Origin of the sequence: Lactobacillus hamsteri DSM 5661 = JCM 6256, from assembly GCF_000615445.1 — a bacterium.
Classification (GTDB): Bacteria; Bacillota; Bacilli; order Lactobacillales; family Lactobacillaceae; genus Lactobacillus; species Lactobacillus hamsteri.
On record NZ_BALY01000012.1, the window covers coordinates 16,923 to 40,972 of the forward strand.

20 protein-coding genes, 3 pseudogenes and 1 riboswitch are annotated in these 24,050 nt (G+C 33.0%); of the genes and pseudogenes, 18 read left to right on the plus strand and 5 right to left on the minus strand.

Translation table 11 applies throughout. From position 1 onward, the window contains the following. Positions 1-17: 17 nt before the first annotated feature. The 3 genes from JCM6256_RS04445 (at position 18) to JCM6256_RS04455 (ending at position 3,257) form a co-directional block, all read left to right on the plus strand. Complete coding sequence (locus JCM6256_RS04445; RefSeq protein ID WP_025080580.1) at positions 18-1,022, plus strand: alpha/beta hydrolase; 1,005 nt, start codon at positions 18-20, stop codon at positions 1,020-1,022. A gap of 172 nt (positions 1,023-1,194) precedes the next feature. Further along, on the plus strand, positions 1,195-2,085 hold the full coding sequence (locus JCM6256_RS04450; protein WP_025080581.1) for a DUF3737 family protein: 891 nt from the start codon (positions 1,195-1,197) through the stop codon (positions 2,083-2,085). Positions 2,086-2,093: 8 nt separating this feature from the next. Further along, positions 2,094-3,257 carry a MalY/PatB family protein gene (locus tag JCM6256_RS04455; RefSeq protein WP_025080582.1) on the plus strand — a complete coding sequence of 388 codons (1,164 nt, stop codon included), beginning with the start codon at positions 2,094-2,096 and terminating at the stop codon, positions 3,255-3,257. Positions 3,258-3,291: 34 nt separating this feature from the next. On the opposite strand, the gene JCM6256_RS04460 is transcribed toward JCM6256_RS04455, so the two are convergent. Then, complete coding sequence (locus JCM6256_RS04460; protein WP_025080583.1) at positions 3,292-4,167, minus strand: LysR family transcriptional regulator; 876 nt, start codon at positions 4,165-4,167, stop codon at positions 3,292-3,294. Between the two features lie 124 nt (positions 4,168-4,291). Here JCM6256_RS04460 and JCM6256_RS04465 point away from each other — a divergent pair, with 124 nt between their 5' ends. The 6 genes and pseudogenes from JCM6256_RS04465 (at position 4,292) to JCM6256_RS04490 (ending at position 9,815) form a co-directional block, all read left to right on the plus strand. Beyond that, positions 4,292-5,329, plus strand: coding sequence for an aldo/keto reductase (locus JCM6256_RS04465; RefSeq protein WP_025080584.1), 1,038 nt, complete (start codon positions 4,292-4,294; stop codon positions 5,327-5,329). Positions 5,330-5,358: 29 nt separating this feature from the next. Continuing rightward, positions 5,359-6,273, plus strand: a complete 915-nt coding sequence (locus tag JCM6256_RS04470) for an amidohydrolase family protein (protein ID WP_025080585.1) — start codon at positions 5,359-5,361, stop codon at positions 6,271-6,273. Between the two features lies 1 nt (position 6,274). Beyond that, complete coding sequence (locus tag JCM6256_RS04475) at positions 6,275-6,943, plus strand: putative quinol monooxygenase (protein WP_025080586.1); 669 nt, start codon at positions 6,275-6,277, stop codon at positions 6,941-6,943. Between the two features lie 120 nt (positions 6,944-7,063). Further along, positions 7,064-8,823 (plus strand): annotated as a pseudogene (locus JCM6256_RS09765) (ABC transporter ATP-binding protein). 126 nt (positions 8,824-8,949) lie between these two features. Next, positions 8,950-9,423, plus strand: coding sequence for a DUF6978 family protein (locus tag JCM6256_RS10360; protein WP_025080587.1), 474 nt, complete (start codon positions 8,950-8,952; stop codon positions 9,421-9,423). Beyond that, positions 9,420-9,815: a DUF1828 domain-containing protein gene (locus JCM6256_RS04490; protein WP_025080588.1), complete on the plus strand. Its 396-nt coding sequence runs from the start codon at positions 9,420-9,422 to the stop codon at positions 9,813-9,815. The genes JCM6256_RS10360 and JCM6256_RS04490 overlap by 4 nt, the downstream gene beginning before the upstream one ends. A 16-nt stretch (positions 9,816-9,831) precedes the next feature. On the opposite strand, the gene JCM6256_RS04495 is transcribed toward JCM6256_RS04490, so the two are convergent. Beyond that, positions 9,832-10,941: a glycosyltransferase gene (locus JCM6256_RS04495; protein WP_025080589.1), complete on the minus strand. Its 1,110-nt coding sequence runs from the start codon at positions 10,939-10,941 to the stop codon at positions 9,832-9,834. A 160-nt stretch (positions 10,942-11,101) separates the two neighbouring features. Between JCM6256_RS04495 and JCM6256_RS09775 the strand changes: the two are divergent. The 6 genes and pseudogenes from JCM6256_RS09775 (at position 11,102) to JCM6256_RS04525 (ending at position 17,180) form a co-directional block, all read left to right on the plus strand. Further along, positions 11,102-12,264, plus strand: a pseudogene (locus tag JCM6256_RS09775) (thiolase family protein). Next, the gene (locus JCM6256_RS04505) at positions 12,264-13,484 is read left to right on the plus strand and encodes a hydroxymethylglutaryl-CoA reductase, degradative (RefSeq protein WP_025080590.1); all 1,221 of its coding nucleotides are present in this window, start codon (positions 12,264-12,266) and stop codon (positions 13,482-13,484) included. The pseudogene JCM6256_RS09775 and the gene JCM6256_RS04505 overlap by 1 nt, the downstream one beginning before the upstream one ends. Beyond that, positions 13,484-14,647, plus strand: coding sequence for a hydroxymethylglutaryl-CoA synthase (locus JCM6256_RS04510; protein WP_025080591.1), 1,164 nt, complete (start codon positions 13,484-13,486; stop codon positions 14,645-14,647). The genes JCM6256_RS04505 and JCM6256_RS04510 overlap by 1 nt, the downstream gene beginning before the upstream one ends. A gap of 189 nt (positions 14,648-14,836) precedes the next feature. Next, positions 14,837-15,463 carry a GntR family transcriptional regulator gene (locus JCM6256_RS10365; RefSeq protein ID WP_025080592.1) on the plus strand — a complete coding sequence of 209 codons (627 nt, stop codon included), beginning with the start codon at positions 14,837-14,839 and terminating at the stop codon, positions 15,461-15,463. Between the two features lie 20 nt (positions 15,464-15,483). Continuing rightward, a pseudogene (locus tag JCM6256_RS09785) lies at positions 15,484-16,121 on the plus strand (NAD(P)H-binding protein). Between the two features lie 165 nt (positions 16,122-16,286). After that, complete coding sequence (locus tag JCM6256_RS04525; RefSeq protein ID WP_025080593.1) at positions 16,287-17,180, plus strand: LysR family transcriptional regulator; 894 nt, start codon at positions 16,287-16,289, stop codon at positions 17,178-17,180. A 133-nt stretch (positions 17,181-17,313) separates the two neighbouring features. Here JCM6256_RS04525 and JCM6256_RS04530 read toward each other — a convergent pair whose 3' ends face one another. Further along, the gene (locus JCM6256_RS04530; protein ID WP_025080594.1) at positions 17,314-17,913 is read right to left on the minus strand and encodes a TMEM175 family protein; all 600 of its coding nucleotides are present in this window, start codon (positions 17,911-17,913) and stop codon (positions 17,314-17,316) included. A 141-nt stretch (positions 17,914-18,054) separates the two neighbouring features. Between JCM6256_RS04530 and JCM6256_RS04535 the strand changes: the two genes are divergently transcribed. The 3 genes from JCM6256_RS04535 (at position 18,055) to JCM6256_RS04545 (ending at position 21,211) form a co-directional block, all read left to right on the plus strand. Next, a complete protein-coding gene (locus tag JCM6256_RS04535; RefSeq protein WP_025080595.1) occupies positions 18,055-18,435 on the plus strand; it encodes a nuclear transport factor 2 family protein in 381 nt (126 codons plus the stop codon). Between the two features lie 103 nt (positions 18,436-18,538). Further along, positions 18,539-19,327, plus strand: coding sequence for a glucose 1-dehydrogenase (locus tag JCM6256_RS04540; protein ID WP_025080596.1), 789 nt, complete (start codon positions 18,539-18,541; stop codon positions 19,325-19,327). A 162-nt stretch (positions 19,328-19,489) separates the two neighbouring features. Continuing rightward, on the plus strand, positions 19,490-21,211 hold the full coding sequence (locus tag JCM6256_RS04545; protein WP_025080597.1) for a glycoside hydrolase family 3 N-terminal domain-containing protein: 1,722 nt from the start codon (positions 19,490-19,492) through the stop codon (positions 21,209-21,211). A 61-nt stretch (positions 21,212-21,272) separates the two neighbouring features. Here the strand turns inward: JCM6256_RS04545 and dapF are convergent, their stop codons facing one another. After that, a complete protein-coding gene (gene dapF / locus JCM6256_RS04550; protein ID WP_025080598.1) occupies positions 21,273-22,274 on the minus strand; it encodes a diaminopimelate epimerase in 1,002 nt (333 codons plus the stop codon). Between the two features lie 13 nt (positions 22,275-22,287). After that, positions 22,288-23,640, minus strand: coding sequence for an aspartate kinase (locus JCM6256_RS04555; RefSeq protein WP_025080599.1), 1,353 nt, complete (start codon positions 23,638-23,640; stop codon positions 22,288-22,290). Between the two features lie 187 nt (positions 23,641-23,827). Beyond that, positions 23,828-24,008: riboswitch (Lysine riboswitch) on the plus strand. Positions 24,009-24,050 lie beyond the last annotated feature (42 nt).

Consider the following 24,050-nt stretch of genomic DNA (forward strand, 5'->3'; position numbering starts at 1 on the left):
ATAAGAAAGGAAAAAATATGACAAAATTAGCAAACGATACAAGAGTATTTAAGATTGATCCAAGTATTGAAGTACAAAATGTCCGCTTTGATAATCGTTATGGTTTTACTTTAGCTGGTCATCTTTACTTGCCAAAGGATTTTGAAGATGGCAAGAAGTATGCCGCAATTGCTATTTCAGGTCCATTTGGTGCTGTTAAGGAACAATCAAGTGGTTTATATGCACAAACTTTAGCTGAACGTGGCTTTGTAACTCTTGCTTTTGACAACTCAACTACTGGTGAAAGTTCAGGCAAGAAGCGTAACATGGCTTCTCCTGATATCTTCGTTGAAGATTACTCAGCAGCCGTTGACTTCTTAGGTATGCAAAAGTTTGTTGATCGTGAACGAATCGGTGCGATCGGTATTTGTGGCCTTGGTTCACACGTTTTAACTGCTGCTTCAATTGATGTTCGTATTAAGGCCGTTGCTACTAGCGTTATGTACGATATGTCAGAATCAATGTGGGATGGTCTTAACAACTCTAAGACTGAGCAACAATGTGAGCTTGAAAAGAAGTACTTAGCTGACATGCGTTGGAAGGAAGCTGAAGAAGGTCAAGTTAACGGTCCTCATGAATTAGCCTTTGATGAAAACAACAAGCCAATTTACTGGGATAAGATGTTTGGCAAGACTTTGCCTGAAGGTGCAGATCCTGTAACTACTGATTTCTTTAACTACTATGTTGGTCGTGCTTTCCACCCACGCTCAGTTAACTCAAATGGTGCTTGGGATGCTTTGACTCCATGGGGTTACTACAACTTCCCATTACAACAAAGAATTGATAAAATTACTGCTCCTAAGCTTGTTGTTACTGGTGAAAAGGCACACTCACGTTACATGGCTGAAGAAGCATATGAAAAGATGAATGATCCTAAGGAATTAGTAATCGTGCCAGATGCTACACACGTTGACTTATATGACCAAATGGATAAGATTCCATTTGATAAGTTTGAAAGCTTCTTTAAGGAAAATTTGAAGTAATATAAATTAATAATAATTAGAAGATTACGTCTTGTGACGTAATCTTTTTTCATACATAAAAGTTATAGATATCGCGAAAAATTAAGTATTAAACATAATATCTAATAAGCTTTATAATTTTAAGTAAGTAGAGCAAACAACTTTTATTATTAATATAGAAAGAATTAACCATATGAAAGCAATTAATAATCATTACTTTGAAGGCGAACGTATTCTTTATGGTCTTGAAGATGCAGAACTTAATAGCATTACTTTTGGTCATGGTGAATCGCCACTTAAAGAAGCTAAAAATATTAAACTTACGGATTCAATTTTTAAATGGAAATATCCACTTTGGTACGATGAAAATGTCGAAGTGGAAAATACTACTTTTGAAACTATGTCACGCAGTGGTATTTGGTATACCAAGAATATTTCTATTAAAAATTCTGCGTTGCAAGCGCCAAAATTATTCAGAAGAGCAGAAGGTATTACTTTAGACAATGTTCATTTCTCTGATGCGGAAGAAACAATGTGGACTTGTAAAGATATTAAAATTACCAACACTCAAATCAACGGTGATTACTTTGGTAAAGATAGTGAAAATATTTACCTTGATAATGTAAGCATTATTGGTAATTATTGTTTTGATGGTGCTAAAAATATTGAAGTACACAATTCTACGTTTGTTTCTAAAGATGTATTTTGGAATTGTGATAATGTGACTATTTATGATTCAACAATCGATGGAGAATATTTAGCTTGGAATACCAAAAATATTAAATTTATCAATTGTAAGATTGAAAGTGATCAGGGACTTAATTACATTGATCATCTTGAAATGAAAAATACCAGCTTGATTCATACTGACTTAGCTTTTGAATATGTTTCAAATATTGATGCAGAAATTACAACAAAAATCGAAAGTGTTAAGAATCCTATTTCTGGAAAAATTGTTGCACCAGCAATTGGTGAATTGATTATGGATGCTGATAAAGTTGATCCAAGCAAGACGGAGATTGTTTGTGATAAGATCGATGTGAAGACAAATCATTCAGATCAAAATCAACTTCCAAAGGATTAGTGATAAATATGAAATATGATTTTGTAACTGTACCCAATCGTAAGGACACAGATTCAGTTAAATGGGATGTAAAAACTAACGAATTGCCGATGTGGATTGCAGATATGGATTTTAAAACCGCTCCTGAAATTATGGAAGCAATGAAGCGCAAAATTGAATTGGGTGCTTTTGGGTATGAATGGCCAGGCGAAGATTACTTCAATGCTGTTGCTGATTGGTATGAAAAAGAACACAATCATCGTCCAAAAAATGAATGGATGGTTTTTACAACAGGGGTTGTACCTGCAATTTCATCGATTGTACGTCGAATTTCACATATTGGTGATAACGTCTTAGTACAAGAACCTGTTTACAATATCTTTTATAATTCAATTGAAAATAATGGTCGCCATGTTTTGTCCAGTGACTTAGTATTTAATGGTGAAAGTTATCAGATCGATTGGAAAGATCTAGAAGAAAAATTGGCTTTACCGTTAACAACTTTGATGATCTTTTGTAATCCTCATAATCCAACAGGTAAAGTTTGGACGAAAGATGAAGTGCAAAAGATTGCCGATCTTTGTTATAAGCATCATGTTGTATTGCTCTCCGATGAAATTCATGGTGATTTGATTCGTAAAGGAAATGATTATACGCCAATTTTTTCTGTAGAAGGAAGTGCGCGTAATAATGTGATTTCACTTGTTTCACCAAGTAAGACATTTAATGTTGCAGCACTTCACGCTGCTACGGCTATCGTTCCTAATGAAAACCTTCGAAATATGGTAAATCGTGGTTTAAATAGTGATGAAGTTGCCGAACCAAATTTGTTAGCAATTCCAGGAACAATTGCGGCATACGAACATGGTCATGAATGGCGCCAATGCTTACTCAAACAATTGAATGAGAATTTTGATTATACAGAAAAATTTATCAAAAGGCATATTCCACAAGTCAAGTCTGTTTCAGGAAGTGCTACCTACTTAATTTGGCTTGATGTTAGTGAAATTACTGATGATTCACAAAATTTAGCTGATTTTTTACGTAAAGAAACTGGCTTGATTGTTTCTGCAGGAAGCGTATATCGTGGAAATGGGCATGATTTTCTGAGAATGAATTTAGCGTGTCCGTTAGAAATGGTCAAAGATGGTATGAATCGTTTGAAAAACGGTATTGAAAAATATTCTGAATAAAGAAAAAAGCTCTAGAATTTTCTAGAGCTTTTATTTACGCCTTAATTTGTGCTTTTAACTCTTCTAAAAACTTGGCACATAAGTTAGACATCGCTGAATTCTTTTTCCAAATCAAGATCATTGGATCCCAAATTTCAGGTGAAAGAGGCCGCATAACAAAGTTAGGATCTTTAATTGCCGATAAATCTCTATAACCAATCAAAATTGAGTTTGTTTCATGAGCAAGAAGAGAGGAATTATACAATAGGTTAGATTTAGCGATAATTTTTAATTTATCAGCATCATTACCTAAATCAGTTTTTAATTTTTGTAGGAAGCCACTTTGCTTACTCATAACAATTGGATAATCAATTAAATCATGTAAAGTGATTTCCTTCTTTTTTGCCAAAGGCAAGCTTTGGTCAAAGTAGGCTACAAATTTATTTTTTTCTGGTAGAATTAGGCTTTCAAAATTACTAAGGTCACGGTTGCCCATGATAATACCAAAGTCATAAATGCCATTATTGATTTTTTCTTCGATTTCATCACCGTTGGCATCATCAATATCTATTTGTACATCAGGATATTTAATAGCAATTTCACCTAATAATTTCATTACTTTATTTAATAGCGGGCTTTCACCAGCACCGATTCTCAAAACGCCAGAAATAATTTTATCTTTTTGCAATGATTTTTCGGTGGCATCGGTTAAATTTAAAATATCTTGTGCACGATCACGTAAAAAGTAGCCTTCTTGGGTTAAAGAAACCTTACGGTGTTCACGGATAAATAGATTGACACCGAGTTCGTCTTCTAAATCTTTAATTTGTTTTGATAAAGCTGGTTGTGAGACATGCATTTTATCAGCGGCTCTAGTAAAATTACGTTCTTCACATACAGCTAAAAAATATCTGAGTAGTCTGAGTTCCATATTAATACCATAACTAAAATTTATAATTAAGCACATATACAAAGTATTTCACATAAATTATAACCTATTTTATAGTTTTAAGTGAAGATAAGATTATGGTTGTTTAGAAGGATGGCAATCAATTATGAAATATAATAATTTAGGTAATTCAGATTTAAAAGTTTCGCAATTTGCATTGGGATGCATGGGTTTCGGTAAAGGTTCAGGAAACGGCGTTAATGATCGCTCATGGACTGTTGGTCAGGAACAAGCAGATCAAGTAATTCAAAAAGCTTTAGACTTAGGCTTAAATTTCTTTGATACAGCTCCAGCTTATCAAGCCGGTGCAAGTGAACGAATTTTAGGCAACGCAATTAATAAATTTGCTGATCGTGATAAAGTAGTTATTGCAACTAAATTTGCCACAAGAACACAAGATGAAATCGATAATCATATTTCTGGTAAAGAACACGTTATCAATTCGTTGAATCAAAGTTTGAAAAATTTAAATATGGACTATGTTGATTTATATATTTACCATATTTGGGATTGGCTTACTCCAATGGAAGAAATTGCCGAGGGCTTGAATGAAGTTGTTAAGCAAGGAAAAGCTCGTTATATTGGTATTTCCAATGCTTATGCTTGGCAAATTGCTCAAATGAATAATTATATGAAGGCAAAAGGATATCCTCAATTTATTTCTATTCAGGATCACTATAATTTGATTTATAGAGAAGATGAAAGAGAACTATTTACTTTTGCTCATGAAGATAATTTAGGTATTACTCCATACAGTCCACTTGCTAGTGGTCGATTGGCTCATCCTTTTGGTACTCAAACTGCCAGAAGAAAGCAGGATCTTTTCTCAGAAAAAGATAAATATGGGCGTTATACTCAAATTGATAAACCAATTATTGATCGGGTTGAAGAAATTGCCGAAAAGCATAATGTGCCAATGGCGGCTGTTTCTCTTGCTTGGCTAAAAACTAAAGTTACGGCTCCAATCGTTGGTGCAACTAAGGTTCATCACTTAGAGGCTTTAGAAAAAGCACTGGAATTGAACTTAACCGATCAAGAAATTTCTCATTTAGAAGAACCATATCAGGTTCATGACTTAGAAGGAGTTATGGCTGATAATCGTAATCGTGAGAATAACTGGCAAAATTATTTGAAGAAACATTAAATTATTAAAGTAATAGGTAGGAGAAAAACATGACAAGGATTGATGCTTTTGCTCATATATTGACGCCAAATTATTATCAAGAAATGCTAAAAATTGCACCCGAGATTCCTAAACAATATCCTTTTATCAAAATAAAGACCTTGCTTGATTTAGATGAAAGAATTAAGTATTGGCCCGCAGAAGATGTTAAGCAAGTTATTTCTTTTGCTAATATTAATGCTGAGGATTATGTTGATGGAAAACAAGCAGCAGTTTTGTGCAGAGAAGCTAATCGGGAGCTTTCAGAAATAGTAAAAAATAATTCTAAATATTTTGAATCAGGAGTAGGGATGCTTCCGATGAACAATATTTCTGCTGCATGTGATATTTTGGAAGAAATTAAAAAGTCCAAATATTTAGTTGGTGCACAAATTTTTACGCGTCATTTGGGTAAAAGTATTGCCGATCCACAATTTGAGCCAATTTTTAAAAAGGCTTCAGAATTAGGGTTGCCACTATGGATGCATCCCGTTTTTGACAATCGTAAACCTGATAATAACTTGGTATTTTCATGGGAATATGAGTTATCTCAAGCAATGCTTCAATTAGTTCAAAATGATCTATTTGAAAAATATCCAAATATAAAGATTATTATTCATCATGCTGGAGCTATGGTGCCATTTTTCTCAGGTAGAATTAATCATATTTTGGATGAAAAACATGCCGATGATTTTAAAAAGTTTTATGTTGATACAGCGATTTTAGGAAATTCGGCTGCCCTTTGTTTGGCAATTAAGTATTATGGAGTTGATCATATTCTGTTTGGAACTGATGCGCCATTTGCTGTAATGCCTGCGGGAGCGACAGAAATAATTTCTGATGCAATAAATTCGATTTGCTTATCAGTTGATAACTTAGATAAAATTTATCAACAAAATTATTTAAAAATTGTAGGAGGTAATTAAGATGAAGTTGTCTAATGCTCCAATTTTTAGAATTTATCAATTAGATGTAAATGATGAAAATCGCAATGCTTTTCTTGAAGGCGGTAAAGATAATATTTTAACTTCCATTAAAAATGAGCCTGGAACTTTAGCAATGTTTTTGGCTCATAATAGTGAAGAAAATGACAAAAATTACATGGTTGAAGTTTATCGCGATAATAATGCCTATCAAACTCATGTAAATTCCCCTCAATTTAATCGTTATCGTGAGAATGCTCCAAGAATTGTTCAATCAACTTTAATGTGGGATTTACAAACAGAATTTATTGCTACTAAGTCCGATAAGTTGGATGTTGTCGGCGACAATGATTTTTCAATCCATTTGGCGAAAGTTTCAATTGAAAAGGGGAAGAAGCAAGAATTCGCTGACGTAGTCGAAAATGAAATGCGTATTTCCGTAACCGAAGAACCAGGTGTAATTGCGATGTTTGCGGGAACTGATAAGAATAGTACTGATGATTGGTACTTCTACGAAATTTATAAAAATGATGATGCTTATAATACCCATATTAGAAGTCAACAATTTAAAGATTATATTTCAGGAAGTCAAGATTGGTTAACGGATAAGAAATTACAAGTTTTGAATGGCGATATTTTAACTAGCCAAGATCAACTTGAATTTAATAATTAATGAAAACCTCAACTTAGTTCAGTTCAAGATCTAAGTTAAGGTTTTTAGTTTCACTTGGGTAATTATTGATATAATTATATTATTTCATTAAAACATAATTATGACTTTTTTGAGGTAGATATGCATAGAGGAAGAATAAGTTCAAAAGATATTCCGAAAGGAAAAGAAAAATTTAAATTTAGAAACTTTTTTAAGTTGATTAACCAACTTAATCCCCGTTATTCAAAATTAATTATTGGAATTATTTTAGGTTTTATTGCGACGGGAACTAACTTACTTGTACCGCAGTTTGCGCAAAGATTGATCAATGATTTCAAAAGTTTAAGCCCTAATTTAGTGATTTTAACGATTTCTATTTTTATTATTGGATTGGTACTCAGTGCCTTGTCAGGCTTAATTTTGGGGATTTTTGGCGAAGAGGTTGTTTCTAAATTAAGAAAAAAATTGTGGCAAAAGTTATTGAAAATGCCCGTTAAGTATTTCGACAATACGAAAACAGGTGAGATTAGTTCACGATTAGTCAACGATACTTCACAAGTTAAAGAATTGCTTGCAACAACTTTGCCTAATGCAATGACATCAATATTACAATTCTTTGGTGCTTTGTTCATTATGTTAGCTATGGATTGGCAAATGACAATTTTGATGTTTGTTGCTGTACCAATCATTTTGTTAGCCATGTTGCCAATTATGCAGCAATCAAGAAAAATTGGGCGAAAGCGGCAAGATGAATTGGCTAATTTTTCAAGTGATTCAACTAATGTTTTGTCAGAAATACGTTTAGTTAAGTCTTCTAATGGTGAAGAAAAAGAATTAAATAATGGAAATAGTCGAATTGATAATTTATATGGAATAGGTGTTAAAGAAGCATTTATTAATTCTTTAACATCACCAATTATCAATATGTTGATGATGATTATGTTTCTAGGGATTCTGGGTTATGGAGCTATTCGCGTAATGAACGGTTCAATGACTATGGGTGCGTTAGTTTCATTTTTAATGTATCTTTTTCAAATCATGAGTCCGGTTATTATCATTAGTCAATTCTTTAACCAGCTTTCTAGAACGAGTGGGTCAACAGAACGTATTCAGCAAATTTTGGAAGAAGATGAAGAATTTTCTGAAGATAAAGAAAAAAGTGATATTAGTGGCAAAACTTTAAAGTTTTCTGATGTTTCTTTTCATATGAAAAGGATAAGCAAATTTTACGTAACATTAATTTGCAGGCTAAACCTAATACTGTTGTTGCATTTGCTGGTCCCTCAGGTGGTGGTAAATCAACAATCTTTTCATTAATTGAAAGATTTTATCAGCCAACTTCGGGCGAAATAACAATTGGCGATAAAAATATTGATGGTATTGATTTAGCCGAATGGCGTAAGCAAATTGGTTTAGTAGGCCAAAATTCAGCAGTTATGCCAGGCACGATTCGTGAGAACTTAGCTTACGGTTTGGATCATGAAGTTAATGATGATGAATTATGGCATGTTTTGAAAATGGCTTATGCTGATAACTTTGTTAAGGAAATGGATGATGGCTTAGATACGCAAATTGGTGAACGAGGAATTAAACTATCAGGTGGTCAACGTCAAAGAATTGCGATTGCAAGAGCGTTTTTGCGTGATCCTAAACTTTTAATGCTTGACGAAGCAACAGCTAGCTTAGATTCTGAATCAGAAGCTATGGTTCAAAAAGCTTTAGCAACTTTGATGAAAAATCGTACGACTTTGGTCATTGCACATAGATTAAGTACGATTGTTGATGCGGATAAAATATATTTTATTGATCATGGGCAAGTTTCTGGATCAGGAACACATGAAGAATTAATTGAATCGACACCACTTTACGCTCAATATGTTCATAATCAATTTAAGAAATAAACGAAAGACTCCTAATTGCTCAGATGCAGTTAGGAGTTTTTTGAAAAAATTTAAAGTTAGGGAATTGTAAGAAGAAAATCTTTCTTTTTTTCGTATTTAATAATGAAGAGAAAAAGGAGGAAAATAATGTTTTCGATTTCTTTAACGCAAGAACAAGCAAATCAATTATTGTTTGAATTAAAAGTATTAGCAGAAAAATATGATTTAAAAATTAGTGCAAATAGTATTAATAAGTTAGAATTAAGTACAAAGAATAAAGATAAATTAGTTATGACTTGTACGTATCGAACAAAAATGAATATGCATATTAATATTCATGAAAAATCGACAGGTATTAGTTTAATAAGATTGAATTTAGATAATAAATTTCATAAAAATCTGAATGGTGAAATTATTAGAGATTATAGGGTAAATATATTTGATTTATCTGAGTATTGTCCAAAAAAGGGACATTTTGCTTATATGAAGGCATATAAATTACCATATAAAAAATTAAATAGACCTACTAATTTCGTTTTCGCAATAATGGAAGTATTGAATTTTACAAATACTGATTTTTATGAAAAATTAAAAGTAGAAATGGAGGAGAATCTGATATGATCGATATGACAGACTTAAGCTTGATGGGGATTGAAAAAATTTGGCAAGACTGGGAGAGCAAACAATTTACTTTTAATCGTATAGATGAAAAACGAATAGAAATATCGACTACTATTTTAGATGCTTTTTCAAATAGTATTTCATTTTATCTTGATGAAAATGCAGGAATATTTTCATTAACGGATCTAGGTAGTACATTTGATGAAATACAAGAAAACACTTCTTTTTCTATAGACCCCACACCTATAATTCGAAAAATTGCTCAAAAATATGAAATTGAGTTTAATAATTCAATTTTAAAAATTGATAATATTTCTATAAATAATTTGGCACCTGCGATTCGAGATTTTGTATTTTTGATTAGGGATGCCATCTTGTTGAGTGTTAATTAAAATTACTAATCATTTTTTACTTATATCTTATATCATTCATCATTTTTAAAGCCTTTTGAGCAGATGTATGTACTGTCAAAGTTTTAGCATATTCACGGTAAGTTTTGCGCATTTTCTTTAATTTATCGGGATGTTCAAACCAATAATCAATTCGATCAGCTAGTTTTTCACTATCTCCAGCAGGAAAAAGATTATGTTTGGTCAAACCGTAGTCAGCAGTAGATGATAACTCGCTGTTAGCAATTACTGGAACACATCCTGCCGCAAAAGCTTCCATACAAGCCATGCCTTCAATTTCTACGTCAGCGCAATGAACAACTAAATCAGCCTTGCTCATAACTTTTCGTAATTGCTCAGAAGTATAGAATTTCATAATAGGCCTTTTTGGCAATTCTTTAGCCAATTTTTGATATTCATTTTTTAAAGGACCTTTACCTGCAAAGATTAATTTGATTTCTTGATTGTGCTTAGCTAATTTCATTGCTTTAAATAAAACTTCTTGATGCTTTTCGCGAGAAAAACGACCAATACATAAGATTGTGAAGGGATGACCGATTTTTTCTTTATGAGGATTTTGAATAAAGTCCTCAGTAATCCCATTAGAAATTACATATAGTCTTTGCTTAAAATGATATTTTTCTAATTGTTTCTTTACTTTATCAGTTGGACACTGCAAAGCAAGACAATTACGAAAGGAGACTTCACGGAAAAAGTACATAAAGAAGTCATTAAAAAACCGATTATTGATGTGCAAAGTTTCAGTGATGTTGCCAGGGTAAATATGAAAAGTTCCGTAAGTTGGCTTATTCATTTTTTTAGCTAATTTTGCAGTACGCCAAGAAACTGGAAAAGGAGTTTCTACAGCTACAATATCAGCCCAATCGATAGCCTTTTTTAAAACTTTATTTTTGGGAAGAGCCATATGGTAGCCTTCTTTGGCAATGATTTTTCTGAAAAAAGGAATAATCATTTCGGGTAAGGGATAGTCAGCTTGGCCACCAAAATTGTAAGAAACTATCCGAACTTCATTACCTGCTTTTTTAAATTCATGAGCAAAACGCTGAGTTGAAATACACATGCCATTGCTTTTGTTAAAAAAGTCATCAATTACAATTAAAATTCGCATTTTGTTCACCTCGTTAGAAATAATTGAACTTATTTTTAGTCTATGAATTAATTATACAATTTTCATAAGTTTTCATTTAATTGAAGGGTTTAGACTAGCATGAATTTAAGAAAATAGCTAAAATTTATTTGTTATAAATTAAAGAGGGTAGATTTTAGTTATGAAAGATATATATATAGTTGCTGCTAAACGTACACCGTTTGGCAAATATCGTGGTTTTTTCAGTGATCAAAGTGCCGTTGATTTAGGGGTAATGGCACTAACAGGAACTTTAGAGTCTGCAAATATTGATCCAGCTGAAATTGAAGCTGTTTTTATGGGAAACGTAATTTCTGCTGGTTTAGGTGAAAATATGGCTCGTCAGGTTGCCTTAAATTCAGGTTTGCCAGAAACAACTGTTGCCACAACTATTAATGATGTTTGTGGTTCTAGCTTGAAAGCCTTGCGTTTAGCCCAATCACAAATGATGATGGGCGATCTCGACATGGTAGCTGTTGGTGGAGCCGAAAGTATGACTAACGCCCCATACGTTGTTGATAAAAAATATAAAGATGATCCAGCAAGTCATATGAAGAATACACTTTTGATTGATGGATTAATGGATGCATTTTCTGAAAAGCATATGGGAATTACTGCAGAAAATGTTGCTGAAAAATACAATGTAAATCGTGATGAAATGGATAATTTCAGTTTGAATTCACATCGTAAAGCTACAAAAGCAATTGAAGAAGATGCTTTTTCAGATGAGATTATTCCTATTACATTAAATGGCAAGACTTTGGATCATGATGAATCTGTCCGTGCTGATACAAGCAAAGAAGCTTTAGCAAATTTAAAGCCGGTTTTCAAAGAAGACGGTCAAGTTACAGCTGGTAATGCTTCACCATTGAACGATGGAGCAAGTATGCTTATTTTGGCAACGGAAAAGAAAGTTAAGGAATTAAACTTAAAGCCAATTGCAAAATTAGGTGAATTTGCGGAAGCTGGTTTCGATCCAAGCTTGATGGCTATACGCCATATTATGCTGTTCAAAAATTACTTAATAAAGCACATACAACTGTTGATGACTATGATTTATTTGAAATCAACGAAGCTTTTGCCTCACAATCTGTTGCTTTACAAAGAGACTTGCATATTCCAGATGAAAAATTAAATATCTTAGGTGGTGCAATTGCTTTAGGTCATCCTTTGGGTGCAACGGGAACACGTTTGGTTGAAACTGCTTTGAGTGGACTTAAGAAAATTAATGGTAAACGTGCATTGGTAACTTTGTGTATCGGTGGTGGTCAAGCCATTGCATATGAAGTTAAGCGTGAAAAATAATGAAATTTTATCAGTTAAAGCCTGAGGAACGACGAAAAATTTTGACTGAAGAAGGGATTAAACTTGAGCAAGTTGACTCAGAACTGTTAACTAGATTGAATCAATTAAGTGAAAACGTAATTGGTAGTTTGACCTTGCCTCTTGGCGTTGTTCAAAATTTAATCGTTAACGGCAAAAGTTACTGGGTGCCAATGGCTACAGAAGAACCATCGGTGGTTGCGGCCGCAAATCATGGTGCAAATATTTTCTCTAAAAATGGTGGTGTGATAAGCCACAGCAAGCGAGATGGCATTTATGGGCAAATCGTGATGAAAATTAGTGATAATTTTCAAATATCAGAGTTGGAAAATAAAACTCCAATTTTAATTGAAGAAACAAATAAAGAGTTTGCCAGTTTAGTTCGTCATGGTGGTGGTTTAAGAAAAATATCTGCTCAAGTAAAAGAAGATAATTTATTATATCTTCGCGTTTTAGTTGATCCTGCTGAGGCAATGGGCGCTAATAAAACAAATGCAATTCTTGAATTTTTAGCTAAAAAGCTTCTGGTAATTTCTGGAATAGAAGAAAAACTTTTTGCCATTTTATCTAATTATCCTAGTCAATTGACAACTGCAAAAGTTGAACTCAATTTTGCCAGTGTTGGTGGTAAAGAAGTTGCGAAAAGAATTGTTCTTTTAAGTAAAATTGCTAAAGAAGACGTTTACCGAGCAACAACAAATAATAAAGGTATTATGAATGGTGTTGACGCGGTTTTGCTTGCTACAGGAAATGATTATCGTGCGATTGAAGCGGGATGCGGTGCATTAGCAAGTCGATCTGGCCAATATTGCAGTTTGAGTGAATGGCAAATTGAAGATGATAAGTTAGTTGGAAAATTAACTTTGCCAATGGCAATTGGTACCGTTGGTGGCTCAATTAGCGCTCGTAAAGATGTAAAGCAATCTTATAATATTTTAGGACAAACAATTGACGTACAAACTTTGGCAGATATCATTACTAGTATTGGATTAGCTAATAATTTAGCCGCAATTTTAGCTATTTCGACAGTAGGCATTCAAGAAGGACACATGAAGCTCCAAGCTCGTAATCTTGTAGCTAATTTAAATGCAAGCGACGAAGAAAAAGATATAGTAATGAAAAAATTGATTGCTAATAAAACTTATACTAAAGAGTTTGCACGGAAAATTTTGAAAGATTTACAGGGAAAAGAGAATAAATAATGCAAGTTGGTATTGATAAAATTGGCTTTTTTACGCCAAATAAATATGTAGATATGGTGGATTTAGCACATGCTCGTAACGAAGATCCCAACAAATATTTGATTGGAATTGGTCAAAAGCAAATGAGCGTTGCTGATCAAACTCAAGATGCCGTATCAATGGGAATTAATGCAACATTGAGATACATCGATCAAATTGATAAAAAAAAGGTTGGACTTTTAGTCTTCGGTACAGAAAGTAGTGTTGATCAATCTAAATCGGCTTCATTATTTGTAAAATCAGCTCTTAATTTACGTCCAGAAGTTAGAACTTTTGAAGTGAAAGAAGCTTGTTTCGGTTTGACTGCATCCCTTATGATTGCACGTGATTTTGTTCGCGTTCATTCCGATGAAACGGCAATTATTATCGGTAGCGATATTGCCCGCTATGGTGTGGGTACTCCAGGTGAAGTCACTCAAGGCGCAGGCTCAATTAGTTTGTTAATTAAAAGCGATCCTGCAATTTTAGCTTTGAATGATGGTCATAGTGCTTATAGCCAAGATATTAATGACTTTTGGCGTCCAAATGGTTCTAAACTTGCTATGGTAGATGGAAAATATTCTACGCAAGTTTACTTAGATTTCTTCAAGAATGTTTTTGATAAATATAAAGAAGATAAGCATTTAGAAACTAAAGATTTTGATGCAATTATTTATCACTTGCCATTTACTAAGCAAGGCCTTAAAGCAAATCGAATTGCTATAGAAAATCAAGATGAAGAAACCACTAACCGTTTGCAAAATAGTTTTGAAGCATCAAAGCAATTAAGTATGCGTGTAGGTAACGTTTATACTGCATCTTTGTACATGAGTTTGCTTAGTTTGCTTGAAAATGATGAACTTGATTCTGATGCGTTAGTCGGTCTTTTCTCATATGGTTCGGGCGCAATGGCTGAATTTTTCTCAGGCAATGTTGTAGCTGATTATCAAAAGCAACTTGATGAAAAGGGTGATCTTGCTTTACTTGATCGTCGTCAAAGATTGACTGTAAAGGAATATGAAGATACCTTCAACAATGCATTGGAAGAGCCAAAAGATGGCGAAGAACTTTCAAGTGATGAAGCAGAAGGTGTTTGGTATTTTGCTGGTACTAAGAATCATATTCGCCAATATAAGCAAAAATAGATATTTGTTATCTTTAATTAATTAAAGATTTATTACGAAAGCATATTTGCTTTCGTATTTTTTCATTCTAAAAACTTGTATACAGGTTATATTATCTAATCTATTGCTTATTTTTAGTTAGTATCATACTATACAAATGTAAGCGACGGAGACAAGATATTTGCTATAATTTGATTAAGAGGTATAAAAATGACTAATCAAGATCAAGCATATAAGTACATCAAAGATCAAATTATTGCGGGTAAATATCAGCCAGGACATGTTTTTTCAGAAAATCAATTAAGTATTCGCTTAAATATGTCTAGGACTCCGATTCGTGAAGCTTTTAAGAAATTAGAAAATGATGGTCTGATTGAACGTAATGGACAAGAAACAAAGGTGACCAAAGTTGATTCTGAAGAATTAAAAGAAAATTATGAATTGCGATCGATGATGGAAGGTTATGCTTTAAATAAGTCTTTTAAAAATTTAGATCGTAATCAACTGAATAGTTTCGAAAGTAAATTTCGTTCAGCGCTAGATCAAAAAAATTGGCAGTTATATCTTGAATGTGATGAAAAATTTCATTGCTATTTAACAAAAAGTGAAGATAAAGTAACTTTGCAAAAAGAGTTAGACTTGTTGCAGAGCCAGACAAATCGAATGAGATATGCAATTCGTGATGATCAGCGTTGTATGAAGTCTTCTGTAAAAGAAATATTAGAAATCATTTCTGCAATCAGAGAAGATGACCAAGATCAAGCCATTAAAAAATTACGTCAACACATTGAGAGTGTCTATGAATGGGAATCTTCTTATCTTGAGCAGCATGAGTAGTCATTTTTAAGGAGAAAATTATGGTTAAAGTTGCAGTGTTAGGTGCACATGGTCAAGTAGCACAACTTACTGAAGAATTATTGTTTAATGATAAAGATGTCGAAACCACTTTATTTTTGAGAAATGCTAGTCGATTAGCAAAGGATAAAGACAGGGCAACAATTATTGATGGGGATGCTACTAAAGAAGTCGACCTTGAAAAAGCAATTAAGGGTCAAAATGTTGTTTATGCAAATTTAGCTGGAACAGGAACTATTGATAAGCAAGCCAAAGCTGTTGTTGAGGCTATGGATAAATTAGGTGTTAAACGCTTGATTTGGATTTCAACATTGGGTATTTATGATGAAGTAGCTGGTAAATTTGGCGAATGGAATAAAGCTACATTAGGTAATTACATCACTGAATATGCTAAAGCAGCCAAAAGAATTGAAAATTCAGACCTTGATTACACAATTGTTCGTCCTAGTTGGATGACTAACAAGGATGAAGTCGATTATCAAAAGTCTAAGAAGGGTGAGCCCATTACAAATACTGAAGTTTCAAGAAAGTCGATTGCTTCTTATGTTTATGAATTGATTCAGAATCCTTCTGAAGATATTCGTGAATCTATTGGTTTAGAAAAACCAGGTACTGAAGCGATAAGCCGAGTTGGTATTAAAATTTAATATTACCGTTATTATTAGAAAAATCAGTCAAGTTCTATTTACTTGGCTGATTTTTTACTATACATTTTGCGAATACCACTATACTCAATTAGAACTATTAATAACTTTTGCTTATCACTATAATTGGCATAGTTAAAAAATAGAAAGTGGGTTTAGGGATGTTTAATCAAATTCAATATTTTATCTCTGTTGTTAAAAATCATAACTTTACCAAAGCAGCAGAAGAATGTCATATTTCACAACCTGCTATTTCGCAACAAATTAAAGAATTAGAAGGTAATCTTGGCGTTAAATTGCTTGATCGTAAGGGAAGGAGTTTTAAGGTGACCCCAGCTGGTCAATATTTTTATCAACATGGTCAAGATATCATTAAAAATCTTGATGAATTATTGAGACAAACAAAAGAAATAGGTACGCAAGAAAAAGAACCTTATGTATTACGTGCGGGGTATTTAAGAAACTTTGGTACAAGTGAATTCTTAGAAGCTGTTTCTAAATTTTCAAAAGAGTATCCAGACGTTCAAGTTAGAATTACTAGTTCTGGTCACGAAAATTTATATGATTTACTTAGAACTGATCGAATTGATTTTGCATTCAGTGATCTCCGTCGTGCTCCATCTAATAGTTACGTTAATGATTTTCTTACTGAAAGTCATTTTCAGGTTATTATCAGTAATAACAAGTTTCCTACTGATCAAAAAACAATTACGACTGATGACCTAAAAGATATGCCATGTATTTTAATTGTGGGGCCAAATGAAGAAGCTGCTGAGGAAGATTATTATCGTAATATTTTAGGTGTTCGTAGTACATTTATTACCGCACAAACTTATGATGAAGCAGCAGTTATGGCGGCTTCTGGCCAAGGATACTTACTTATGAATGACCGTACAAGTAAACTAATTGCCCATCAAGATGCTTTGCAAACTATGACTTTGCTTAATAATGGTAAGGAAATGACTCAAGATTATTACGCATTTTGGAAAGCAAATAATTCAGGTTTTTATATTGAAACTTTTGCGGATATTTTGAAGGAACAATTTGAAAAGTAAATAATTATTTCAAGAGGCAATAAAATGAAGACATTAATGTATTTTATTTCAAAACCGGATCTGCAAAACGTTTAGCTAATCAAATTAAATCAAGAATTAAAAATACGTTGTCTAATATTAGGCAACGTATTTTTTAATTATTATTTTTTATTAATTTCTTACCTTTTTTAGCTTCTAAAAAGTGAGCAGGAACAGCAATTATGATTGCTGCTAACATTACGGCGTACATTGCAGCAGGCGGATAAATAGTTGCTGCTATAGTAATTCCTAAAATTTTGATAACTAAATCGATTGAGAGCCATCTTTGTCTAAAAATAGATTTTGCACGTATTTTTTCATTTGCAGAAATATTGGTTAAAGTGTGACTCATCCAAATGTTAGATAAGGTTGTTAATGCGGCAATTGTACCATACATTATTTGCGCAGTTTTGTTATTGAAATTCGCACTAACAATCTTGGTGGTATATGGGAAAAATGATGCCCAAAACAATAACATTAAATTGGCCCATAGAGTTGTACCGGAAATTATATTAACATGTTCCCATTCATTATGAATACCAATCCACATCGTACCTAGCCAAAAGAATGATAAGGCGTAGGAGAAATAGCTTTCCCGTAATGCCCAAAGACCAGAAAATGATAGTTGTGATGGTTCCTTTAATTCAAGAACTAAAATGGTCATAATAATTGCCAAAATAGCGTCTGTAAATGCAGTAGTTCTTTCTTTATTCATTAAGACAACCCCTTTCGGAATTATTTTACTATATTTCTCCATAAGTTAGGATTATACAAAATTAAAGTTTTTACGATTGGTTGGATATAGCTTTCTAACTATAATTTAAATGAAATTGATAGTAGGAGGGTGTGAACAACAATGACTGAACTAACTGAAAGAAAAAAATTGATTGATTTATATCATATGGAAACTCAAGCTGTTGTTGATAAGGATATCAGTACTTTAAATAAAATTTTGGCTCCAAGTATGGAATTGAAACTCACTACTGGATATGTAATGTCTAAAATTAAATGGATTGATCAAATACAAAATGAAGAAATGAAATATTATTCTTCAATTGAAGAGAATATCAAGGATATTAAAATTAATGACAATAGAGCTTCATTAGTAGGTCAAAATCAAGTTAAAGGCAATTTTTGGAATAACGGTATCAAAACAATGCCGTTACAAGCAAAAGTACACTTTGTAAAAGATAATGATAATTGGATAATTACTAAACAAGAAATTAGTACTTATTAATTATTTTTGCAAATAAATAAATTGCTTACTTTCTGTAAGACTTCATACAACAAAAAATCATAAGAATAATTTATACTGTATATAAATTAAAGGAGAAAAAATTATGGTATATTCAGAATTGAAAAATCGCGTTGCTGTTGTAACAGGCGGATCAAAGGGTATCGGAACTGCTATTTCAGAACGCTTTGGTAAAGAGGGGATGAAAGTTGTCATCAACTATCACTCAGATGAAAAAGGTGCCCAAGCAGCAGCTGATACTGTAAAGAAAAACGGCGGAGATGCTGTTATTGTTCAAGCTGATATTGGCTCTGAAGAAGGTGCTCAAAAATTAATCGATGCAGCTGTCGAAAATTTTGGTGATCTTGATGTTTGGGTAAATAATGCAGGTATGGAAAATCAAGTTGCAACCAAGGATATGTCACTTGATGATTGGAACAAAGTTATTAATGTTAACTTAACTGGTGTATTTTTAGGTACTAAGATGGCTCTTCGTTACTTCACCGATCATAACAAGCAAGGTAACATTATTAACATGTCAAGTGTTCATGAACAAATTCCATGGCCAACTTTTGCTCACTATGCAGCAAGTAAAGGTGGAGTAAAGCTTTTCACTCAAACAGTTGCTATGGAATATGCTAAGCAAAATATCCGTGTTAATGCTATTGGACCTGGTGCTATCAATACTCCAATTAACGCTGAAAAATTTGCTGATCCTGAACAAAAGGCAACTACTACTTCAATGATTCCAATGGGCAGAATTGGTGATCCTGAAGAAGTTGCCGCAGTAGCAGCTTGGCTTGCATCTGATGAATCAAGTTACGTAACTGGTATTACCATGTTCGTTGATGGTGGGATGACGCTTTACCCATCATTCCAAGGCGGTCGTGGATAGATTAATAAGTAATTTATATATTTAATAATAAACGGCAATGGAGCAATATTCTATCGTCGTTTTTTAATTGCTTTGTAATGGTACTGTTATCCAAAAATCAAATAAAATGTGTAAACTTCCTTTTAAAATGAAATTTCTATATTTACTTAAGGGAAAGAAAAAATGAGATTTATAAAGAAAGCAGCAACCTTAGCAGTTGCAGGAATAACTCTTGCTAGTTATTTAAGTAGTATTTCGACTAATAAGGTGCAAGCAGCAGCCACAAATCATCAGATTGATACGTATATTAAAAAGGCAAGTTTATCACAAAAAATTGGTCAAATGTTTATTGCTCGAACTCCACAAAAATTAGGTCAAGCGGAACATGATGCTTATAAATATAACTTGGGTGGTTATATTGTTTATGATGCAGATATGCAAAATTACACTCAAAAGCAATTTAAAAATAAAATGGCTAGTTATCAAAAAAATGTCAAGCTTCCTTTGCTAGTTGGTATTGATCAAGAAGGTGGCTCTGTTTCCAGATTGACTCATAGTGGCCTTGTCAAATCTAATGGGGATGAATTCAAGTTTCCACGTGATCAATATGAAAATGCTGAGAGAGCACAAAAAGGCAGTGGCATGAGTACAGTTGTTCAGTATGCTCGTGACAATGCTAGTTTGCTTCATAAATTAGGGATTAATTGGAACTATGCACCTGATGCCGACTATAGTGATGATTCTTCGTCATTTATTTATCAACGTGGTTTTGGCGGCGTAAAGGGTAGAAGCAGTTATAATGCTACAGCTAATTATATTAAAAATGTTGTTCCTGCTTGGCAACATGATGGTTTGGTTGCTGCGACTTTGAAGCATTTTCCAGGCTATAGTGATGCAACAGATACACATACTGATTTTGCTCATGTTAAAAAATCTAAAGCCGATATTATGAAGACGGACATTTTGCCATTTAAAGCAGGAATTAAAGCTGGCGCTGATTCGGTGATGGTTACTCATGTTATTTATGATAAAATCGATCCTACTTATCCAGCTTCTCTTTCTAAAAAGGTAATTTCTTTATTGCGCAAGGATTGCAAATTTAATGGCGTGATTGTTACTGATGCTTTAGAAATGGGAGCTATTCAAAACTTTGCTAAGAAACATGGCAACCAAAGCGTAGATGTACTGGCCGTTAAAGCTGGCAATGATATGTTAATGACTGCGGATTATGCCAAGGGCATCCCTGCTATTGCAAAGGCAGTTAATAAGGGTGAAATTTCTAAGTCACAAATTAACAAATCAGTTAAACGTATTTTGACTATGAAGAATAAATTGGGCTTGTTATCTGCAAGTGATTTGCAAGTAAGAAAAAATAGCAAGAAGTTCTTTAAGTTAAACAATATTTCCTACACTAAGAAAAATACTGCAGTAATTTCTGGTGTGGCCCATAAATACGCTAAAGTTTCTTTAGATAATACTGATACAAAGAAAGTTTTAACAGGTAAAGCAAATAAAAAGGGACAATTCAAACTTACTGTTCCATTAAAAGCAACTACACAAAACTTTATTTTAAATAGCGATAATTACCTTGGTACGAATGTTCACATTAATTCAGGCAAGAATCAAGTTGCTAAAAAACAAATTAATTTAAATAAAGTGAAATATAATAAGTCTAACACTATTGCGACGATTTCTGGTCAAGTTGCAGATAGTGGCGAAGAAGGCTCATTGACTATTGCTTTTAAGGATGCAAAAACAAATAAGAATTTAGGATCAACCGTTGTAGGTAAAGACGGTAAATTCTCAATTAAATTGTCAGTAGGTAAAAAGAATGAAACTATAAAAGTTAGTGCCCAAAATAATAGTGATTATGCTGATCAAAATGTTGTTTTAAAAGCTAAATAATTTTATAAAATTAAATACCCTCCAACTGTTTAGTCTCATCACTAATAGTTAGAGGGTATTTTTATATTGTTTTTACATTGTTGAAATGAGGTAAATTATTAATAAATTTTAAATATGCTTCTTGCTCACTAGTTGAGGTGATTTTTATATTTTCAAAGTTAGCGTTATGTAAATCAGATTCGCTAATTTCAATTTTATTAGTAAATGTGGCATTTCCAATTAATTCGATCCAATATTGTTTTTTTTCATAGTGAACAATAGTCTTGACCATACCGCCAGGATTATAGACTGTAATTGGTTCGTTAAATTTTGCTTCTTCAGGATGGGTTAAACAAAAGGCGAGCGAAGTCGCGGACATCCCTGTCCCACATGCATTTGTAAAGCCAACACCACGTTCATAGGTTCTTACGAAGAGATTGTTTTTACCCAATATTTGTGCAAAGTTAACATTTACGCCATCAGGATAATAAATATTTTTGTCATTTAATCTTTTCCCTAAATTTCCTAGAATATTGCTTTCAATTTGTTTTTGATTTATAAAACTAATTAAATGAGGATTAGGAACAGCGATTGAAGTAAATTTTAGGCCAGGATAAAGTTCTGGTACATATTGATCAATTAAACGATTATGTCCTAAATTATCAAAAGGTAAATCTTCTTTGTTAAAACGAACAGGTGAGATTTCAACAGCATATGCTGGGACGCCTTCAGTAAAGTTTTCGTACTTTTTAACACGAAGATCGGCATTTAAAGTTTCAACTTGAAAATTATTTTGATGATATTTTTCTGCTAGATAGCGTGATACTGTACGTAAGCCGTTGCCACACATCGAAGCTTCACTACCATCGGCATTAATTACACGCATTTGTCCTAAGACATTAGGATGGGACGAATTATTAACAACCAATACGCCATCAGCGCCATTTAAAATTCCGGTTTTTTGGCTAGTAATTTTTTTAGTTAAGGATACAAGTTCATTATCAGTTAATTGTTTTTTTAATTCTGTTTGGTCAAGAATGAAAAATGAGTTTTGAGAGCCATGCACTTTTAATAAAAAAACCATAGTTATATCCTCCTTAGAAAAATTGCTTGTAGATGGTTTTGACGGTTTGATCGGCTTCTTCTTTTTTAGTACCGATCATGATTGAAATTTGGGATGCACCTTGATTAATCATTTGTGGAGAAATCCCTTGCTGGTTAAGTGATGATAAAATTTGAGCACTTACGCCAGCGTGATATTTCATTCCTTCACCAACAACCATAATAATTGCGTAATCATCTATCCATTCCAATTGATCAGGATTAATTGTTGCTTGAATTTCGTTACAAATGAGATCGATTAATTGATCATTTAAAAATTTTCGATTGAAAATAATAGTAATATCATCGATTCCTGAAGGCATATGTTCATAAGGAATATTGTGACGGTACAAAATTTGCAAAATTCGTAAAGTAAACCCAGCTTCTTTGTTTAACAAATATTTGTGAAGATATAAGGCAGAGAAGTGTTTTTGACTTGCGACCCCAGTAATTATATTCGTTGGTTTAAATCTCTTTTCTGGGACAATCATTGTTCCAGGATTTATAGGATCATGCGTGTTTTTAACGTTAATTGGAATTCCTCCTTGAATGGCAGGAATCAATGCTTCGTCGTGGAATACCGAAAAACCGGCATAAGATAATTCTCGCATTTCGCGGTAAGTCATTTGTTTAATAGAATCGGGATGATCTATGATAGATGGATTTGCGGAAAAAATACCGTTAACATCTGTGAAGTTTTCATAAAGGTCGGCATGTAGTCCGCGAGCTAAAATAGCGCCTGTAATATCTGAACCTCCACGAGAAAATGTAGCAATATGACCTGAAGGCGTAATTCCAAAAAAGCCGGGGAAAACTATTTTTTCATTGGGTGAGATGTTAATCTTATCTAAATTAATATAAGTTTCTGGACTTACAATCGCATCGTTAGGTTCGCCAGTTACGATTAAGCCGGCTTCGGTTGGATCTAAAAAGCGACTATTGATGCCTTTTTTATTTAAAATCATAGCAATCAAGCGAGCATTTAATCGTTCACCATGAGCTTTGAATGCTGCTAATAGATAGTCATCATTGGGGTAAGAATGATTGGGTAAATCAAGTAATATTTGTTTAATGATATCTAAATCAGAATTGCTCAAATCAAAATATGTACCAATTTCTTGATAGCGTAAATAGATTTCTTCTACCGTTTTATTTGGATTTGTATTATTTAAAATATTTTTTGCATATTTAATTAATAAGTCGGTTACTTTAATATCATCAGAAAATCTTTTTCCAGGGGCCGATACAACCATTACTTGGCGTTCGTTGTCGTTAAGTAAAATGTTTATAGCTTGGTCAACGCTGCTACCATTAGCAAGCGAGCTACCACCGAACTTCAATACCTTCATTTTGTGCTTCTTTCATAATTAATTTTTGATTCATTTTATAAAATTTAAGCAAGATAATTTAATTGAATTCTAACATTAACTTTTGAATATGCAACAAAAAGTTGAAATATAAGCAAAATAAATAAATGATTTAATTTAAAATATTAAAAATATATTGACAAAAATTTTAATAAAATATACACTTTAGTCAAATCGAAGAGGCGCAGCCGACATGAGTAATAATTCTGAGTCTAGCAAGACAATGACGAATTACAAAAGGGGAGGTTGCCGAAGTAAGCAAAAGGCTAAAATTGTTTGCTGGGCCGTAATTTAATAAGTTACGGACTGTCGCGAAAAAACGTATGATTCGCGGAGCGCTATCGACCATAAGATTAAAAAGTATTTAATCCATTGTTTGTTGGCGCAGACAA

Bases quoted from the DNA above. Each gene is read 5' to 3' on its own strand.
- JCM6256_RS04445 (WP_025080580.1), top strand. From the start codon at position 18: ATGACAAAATTAGCAAACGATACAAGAGTATTTAAGATTGATCCAAGT.
- JCM6256_RS04450 (WP_025080581.1), top strand. From the start codon at position 1,195: ATGAAAGCAATTAATAATCATTACTTTGAAGGCGAACGTATTCTTTAT.
- JCM6256_RS04455 (WP_025080582.1), top strand. From the start codon at position 2,094: ATGAAATATGATTTTGTAACTGTACCCAATCGTAAGGACACAGATTCA.
- JCM6256_RS04460 (WP_025080583.1), bottom strand. From the start codon at position 4,167: ATGGAACTCAGACTACTCAGATATTTTTTAGCTGTATGTGAAGAACGT.
- JCM6256_RS04465 (WP_025080584.1), top strand. From the start codon at position 4,292: ATGAAATATAATAATTTAGGTAATTCAGATTTAAAAGTTTCGCAATTT.
- JCM6256_RS04470 (WP_025080585.1), top strand. From the start codon at position 5,359: ATGACAAGGATTGATGCTTTTGCTCATATATTGACGCCAAATTATTAT.
- JCM6256_RS04475 (WP_025080586.1), top strand. From the start codon at position 6,275: ATGAAGTTGTCTAATGCTCCAATTTTTAGAATTTATCAATTAGATGTA.
- JCM6256_RS10360 (WP_025080587.1), top strand. From the start codon at position 8,950: ATGTTTTCGATTTCTTTAACGCAAGAACAAGCAAATCAATTATTGTTT.
- JCM6256_RS04490 (WP_025080588.1), top strand. From the start codon at position 9,420: ATGATCGATATGACAGACTTAAGCTTGATGGGGATTGAAAAAATTTGG.
- JCM6256_RS04495 (WP_025080589.1), bottom strand. From the start codon at position 10,941: ATGCGAATTTTAATTGTAATTGATGACTTTTTTAACAAAAGCAATGGC.
- JCM6256_RS04505 (WP_025080590.1), top strand. From the start codon at position 12,264: ATGAAATTTTATCAGTTAAAGCCTGAGGAACGACGAAAAATTTTGACT.
- JCM6256_RS04510 (WP_025080591.1), top strand. From the start codon at position 13,484: ATGCAAGTTGGTATTGATAAAATTGGCTTTTTTACGCCAAATAAATAT.
- JCM6256_RS10365 (WP_025080592.1), top strand. From the start codon at position 14,837: ATGACTAATCAAGATCAAGCATATAAGTACATCAAAGATCAAATTATT.
- JCM6256_RS04525 (WP_025080593.1), top strand. From the start codon at position 16,287: ATGTTTAATCAAATTCAATATTTTATCTCTGTTGTTAAAAATCATAAC.
- JCM6256_RS04530 (WP_025080594.1), bottom strand. From the start codon at position 17,913: ATGAATAAAGAAAGAACTACTGCATTTACAGACGCTATTTTGGCAATT.
- JCM6256_RS04535 (WP_025080595.1), top strand. From the start codon at position 18,055: ATGACTGAACTAACTGAAAGAAAAAAATTGATTGATTTATATCATATG.
- JCM6256_RS04540 (WP_025080596.1), top strand. From the start codon at position 18,539: ATGGTATATTCAGAATTGAAAAATCGCGTTGCTGTTGTAACAGGCGGA.
- JCM6256_RS04545 (WP_025080597.1), top strand. From the start codon at position 19,490: ATGAGATTTATAAAGAAAGCAGCAACCTTAGCAGTTGCAGGAATAACT.
- dapF (WP_025080598.1), bottom strand. From the start codon at position 22,274: ATGGTTTTTTTATTAAAAGTGCATGGCTCTCAAAACTCATTTTTCATT.
- JCM6256_RS04555 (WP_025080599.1), bottom strand. From the start codon at position 23,640: ATGAAGGTATTGAAGTTCGGTGGTAGCTCGCTTGCTAATGGTAGCAGC.